The organism is Sphingobacteriales bacterium (assembly GCA_012517435.1).
Lineage (GTDB): Bacteria > Bacteroidota > Bacteroidia > CAILMK01 > JAAYUY01 > JAAYUY01.
Window position 1 is genome coordinate 1 of the sequence record JAAYUY010000091.1, and the last position, 2,606, is coordinate 2,606.

The 2,606-nt window shown below is 40.0% G+C and carries 4 protein-coding genes; 2 read left to right on the forward strand and 2 right to left on the reverse strand.

Annotated elements, in window-relative coordinates:
- Both GX437_05635 and GX437_05640 read left to right on the forward strand, forming a co-directional pair.
- Nucleotides 1-644 (forward strand): hypothetical protein (locus tag GX437_05635; GenBank protein ID NLJ07133.1); only part of this gene is annotated, 644 nt, incomplete at its 5' end.
- Between the two features lie 5 nt (nt 645-649).
- Complete coding sequence (locus GX437_05640) at nt 650-1,600, forward strand: sulfotransferase (GenBank protein ID NLJ07134.1); 951 nt, start codon at nt 650-652, stop codon at nt 1,598-1,600.
- Nucleotides 1,601-1,794: 194 nt separating this feature from the next.
- Here the strand turns inward: GX437_05640 and GX437_05645 are convergent, their stop codons facing one another.
- Nucleotides 1,795-2,373 carry a hypothetical protein gene (locus GX437_05645; protein ID NLJ07135.1) on the reverse strand — a complete coding sequence of 193 codons (579 nt, stop codon included), beginning with the start codon at nt 2,371-2,373 and terminating at the stop codon, nt 1,795-1,797.
- On the reverse strand, nt 2,370-2,606 hold a 237-nt coding region (locus tag GX437_05650; protein NLJ07136.1), incomplete at its 5' end, for a chorismate mutase. The genes GX437_05645 and GX437_05650, both read right to left, overlap by 4 nt.

Genomic DNA, 2,606 nt, shown 5'->3' on the forward strand with positions numbered 1-2,606 from the left:
CTGATGCAAGATTCATCCATCTGATCCGGGATTACCGCGACAATATCCTTTCCGTAAAAAAACTTGATTTTGAAGCCCCTCTGACCTCTATCATTGCCTATCGCTGGAAATTTTCAAATAACTTGGTTCACCGGATGAGCAAACTTCATCCGGAGCAGTTTTACACCATCCGCTATGAAGACCTGATAAATGACCCTGAAACAAATCTGAAAAAACTCTGTGATTTTCTTCATATTGAATATCAGCCATCCGTACTCAGTTTTCATCTGTATGTTGAAGAAAGAATCAAGAAACTTTCTGAAGAAGAAGCGAGGCAATTTAAAAAGTTTCACAGCAACTTGTTAAAACCTGTCAATACATCAAAATCAGGTGTCTGGAAAAATGACATGAAAAAGCGGGATGTCAAAATTGCTGAAAGTATTGCTGGAAAATGGGCAGAACAATTTGGCTATGAACGTAAATACAGAAATATCAATGTTTTTTACTACCTGATGTCAATACCAGCCATGCTCTATGTCAGGCTTGCCTACGGGGTTTATATGATACTTTCAAAATTGCCTCATGTGATTCAGAGAAGGCTTATACATAAAGGGCCGGTAGTCGCCAGAATGATTACCAGAATGGCAGGAAAGACAATAAAATAACAGTCATGCAGGCGACACAGTTTTTTTTCATTGTAGGGAGACCGCGATCAGGCACCACCCTGCTGCTGACCATACTGGATGCCAACCCGCATGTCCTCATTCCAGTAGAATGGCCGGTAATTTCAAAACTTTTGCCCAAATACCGGCACATCAGTTACTTCAGCAAAGAAATCCTCAGCGAATTTATTAACGATATTGAAAATTGCCGCTTTCACGACCATTATGGCTATAAAGACATGAATTTCAGGCACGAAGTTATCCGTGAAAAAATCCTTGCCTGCCCGCCTGATATTACATTCAAACACCTGATAAGCATTGTTTATTCCCATTACCAAAGCCTCTTTGAAAAAAAAGAAATATTGGCGCTCGGAGATAAAAATCCGGTAGCATCGCGACAAATAAAGGATTTACTCCTGACTTTCCCGGAAGCGAAATTTATCCATATCAGCCGCGATTACCGTGACCATACGGTTTCTATGATAAACGCAGGTTTTGGCCAGAAAAACATTCCGCTGATAGTGTATCGCTGGAATAAATATCAACAGATATTGCTGAAAGCATACAGAAAACATCCAGGACGTTTTTTCAGGCTAAAATATGAAGACATGGTGGATAATCCTGAAAAGTGGATCCGACAGATATGTGAGTTTATCAATATCCCTTATTATCCTCAAATGCTTGATTTTCATAAAAATAAACTCGATTCACTCTATCCAAAAGACCTTTCAAAAAAATACCAGTTAAGTCTGGCTCAGGCCATTAACAAAGGCAGAACGGGTATCTGGCAGGGAAAATTCAGCAATCAGGAACTGAAGATCATTGACTTTCTGGCAGGAAAAATGGCGGATGAATACGGCTATTCAAGAAACTTTAAAGGTATTTCACTAAAAGGCCTGTATTTCAAAATCAGGTTTGGACTCAGAGGCTTTCTGAAAATGAGCAGAATGGAGAAATAGCCGATATTTACTATCAGCACTGAAAAAACACGAAATTCGGAACAGGGAATGCGGAAAGTTTAACCAGGCAGTGGGCGGTCTGCAGAAGCAGGGAAATTCGAAATCCACAATCCGAAATCCGCAATCCGCAATCCGCAATCCGCAATTCCACAATTCCAATCAGATTATTTTCAGTCAATGTAAACTAAAATCATTTACTCTTTCACTTTTTTCAGCTTCAATGACTGCTTTGCCTGAACAACCAGGTCAGATTCAACATTACACCAGAGGGAATCTCCTTTTAACACGATGTCTTTGAGAAACAATACTTCCCTGTCTTTTGTTATATCGAACATTTCCATGATATAAGCCTTACGTGTCAGGGTGTCGGATGAAAAACGGGATTCAGCGTTTTTTTTCAGTTTTTCCCTGAGCATAATATCATCAGCAGTAGTCGGGCTCCATAGGGAGATATAATTTTTCCCCGCAATCAAAGGGTTCCAGTCAATCTGAAATGCCCTGTTTTTATAAAAATTAAGCCCGTCCACCACAGCAAAACTATCATACAGGGCAATGCTGAGGTAGTTGTTGCCTTTCGAAGCATAAAAAGCCATGAGGCTGTCAGAAAAAGGGAACAGGCTGCTGGCAGTAGTTTCCTCCTTGTTGTAGCTGATCGTGGCAGAGCCTGTCCATTTTGCCGTCAGCTTCTTTTTTAACAGTATGGTTTTCGATGTACAGGAGGTTAGAACAAATAAGCTAACACAAACATACACAAGGCTTTTCATTATCTTCATGGCTCTGAATTTTCATTTTTTGTTCCGGTATTTTTCATCCCCGACAGTTTGATGATTTCATCCTGCCGTTGAATGGATTCATAGTGGATCAGGGAAATTAGTTTCAACAAAAAATCTTTCGAAAGTCCAAGTTTCTTCCCGACTTTCAGGTTTTGCTCAATCACTTTCTGCCATCTTCTGAGCTGAAAGATGGAAAGATTTTCATGGCTTTTCAAAACCCCAATCTTTTCGAC

Bases quoted from the DNA above. Each gene is read 5' to 3' on its own strand.
- GX437_05645 (NLJ07135.1), bottom strand. From the start codon at position 2,373: ATGAAGATAATGAAAAGCCTTGTGTATGTTTGTGTTAGCTTATTTGTT.
- GX437_05640 (NLJ07134.1), top strand. From the start codon at position 650: ATGCAGGCGACACAGTTTTTTTTCATTGTAGGGAGACCGCGATCAGGC.